1 protein-coding gene is annotated in these 1,192 nt (G+C 35.7%); it reads right to left on the bottom strand.

Features of this window, described 5'->3' with window-relative positions:
* Positions 1 to 48 precede the first annotated feature (48 nt).
* Positions 49 to 1,133 (bottom strand): IS3 family transposase gene (locus DRF67_RS21275; protein WP_115930300.1). Its coding sequence is split into 2 segments (ribosomal slippage): positions 49 to 881 and positions 881 to 1,133, totalling 1,086 coding nucleotides; the frame shifts between segments, so codons are not numbered across the junction.
* Positions 1,134 to 1,192: the final 59 nt, after the last annotated feature.

Genomic DNA, 1,192 nt, shown 5'->3' on the forward strand with positions numbered 1-1,192 from the left:
TTTGAAGACTTACCCTTTTTCAAACAGTTTATAAATATAAAATATTCTCTAATTGATCAAAAACTCTTTAGCATATAGCCATGGACTAAGTCCATTTAAAGATTTATGCGGATGATTGCTATTGTAATCAACCTGCCATTCATAAGCAATTGCATTTACTTCCATCAAAGATTCAAACAAATAAGCATCTAAAACATCTTCTCTGAATGTACGGTTTAAACGCTCAATGTATGCGTTTTGAGCAGGCTTTCCAGGTTGTATATACTGCAATTCAATATCGTTAACTCTGCAGAAGTCCACAAAAACTTTGGAGAGAAATTCTGGACCGTTATCGGTTCTTATGCGCTTGGGTTTAGATCTATATATGATTAATTCCTTTAGCTTTTGTACTAATCTGACACCTGGAATTGAATAGAAAGCTTCGTTGATCAATGATTCTCTATTGTAATCATCAATGACATTCAATACCCTAAACCTCCGCCCATTAGACAAGGCATCACTCATAAAGTCAATTGACCATGTCTCATTAACTCTACCTGGAACGATCAGTTTCTCTTTAATACGACTTGGAATGCGAGCTTTACGTTTAATTCTTAGTTTCAAGTTAATATTCCGATAAACACGAAGTACTCTTTTTCTGTTCCAAAGCAAACCCTCCAGGCGGATCTTACCATAATACGTTTCAAATCCCCTTGTGGGATACCTAGCCGCTAGCTCCAGTAATTTTGAAATTACAAGTTGGTCATCCTTTTTATGCCCATAATAATACATGCTACGACTCATGCAAACGACCTTGCAAGCTCTATGAATACTGATTCCCGTTTCACTAATTATTCCCTCAGCCAACTCTTTTCGTTCACAGAGCTTTAAAGCTTTTTTTCTATGATGTCCTTTAAAATACGATGATCCAAGCTCAGATCTGCAAACATGCGTTTAAGCCGAGCATTTTCTTCTTGTAAAGCTTTAAGCTCCTTAAGATGCTGTGCATCCATTCCTCCATACTTCTGTTTCCATTGATAAAAAGTAGGGGCAGAAATACCATGTTCACGACAAATATCTTTTGTCGCTTTCCCAGATTCATATTCTTTCAGAATATGGATAATCTGATGTTCCGAAAATTTGCTCTTTTTCATAAGGTTTAACAAACTAAATTTAATAATTTTAATTTGTCTGAAAAACAGGGAAGGTTACC

It is taken from the genome of Chryseobacterium pennipullorum (assembly GCF_003384725.1).
In the GTDB taxonomy this organism is placed as follows: Bacteria; Bacteroidota; Bacteroidia; order Flavobacteriales; family Weeksellaceae; genus Chryseobacterium; species Chryseobacterium pennipullorum.